1 protein-coding gene is annotated in these 358 nt (G+C 51.1%); it reads left to right on the top strand.

Going from position 1 to position 358, the window contains the following annotated elements:
* The first annotated feature begins 60 nt into the window (after nt 1–60).
* Nucleotides 61–261 carry a transposase gene (locus tag EII23_RS13735; RefSeq protein ID WP_409360245.1) on the top strand — a complete coding sequence of 67 codons (201 nt, stop codon included), beginning with the start codon at nt 61–63 and terminating at the stop codon, nt 259–261.
* Nucleotides 262–358: the final 97 nt, after the last annotated feature.

The raw sequence follows: 358 nt of genomic DNA on the forward strand, positions 1-358 counted from the left end.
TCCAGGGATCACGTCCACCTTTTCGTTTCCATTCCGCCCCAAGTGACAATCAGCCGCTTGGTGCAGAGGTTGAAGGGCAAAAGCTCGCATAAGTTGCTCCACAGTTTTGCGTCTCTCCGGCGTCAATATTGGGGGCGTCATCTGTGGGCCAGAGGGTATTTTTGTTGCAGCAGCGGTAATGTGACTGACGATGTAATCAAAGCCTATATAGCACAGCAGAGCCATGATGATGGCGATTTCAAAATTGAAGGCGAAGATTGACTTTTGCCAACCCGCCAAGCTGTCGGCGGATTTCATCCGCAATCGCCAGCTTTAGCTGTTTCCGATACCACCGGCTTTAGCCGGTGGAGCATTCATT

The organism is Desulfovibrio sp. OH1186_COT-070 (genome assembly GCF_003860215.1).
Taxonomy (GTDB): Bacteria; Desulfobacterota; Desulfovibrionia; order Desulfovibrionales; family Desulfovibrionaceae; genus Desulfovibrio.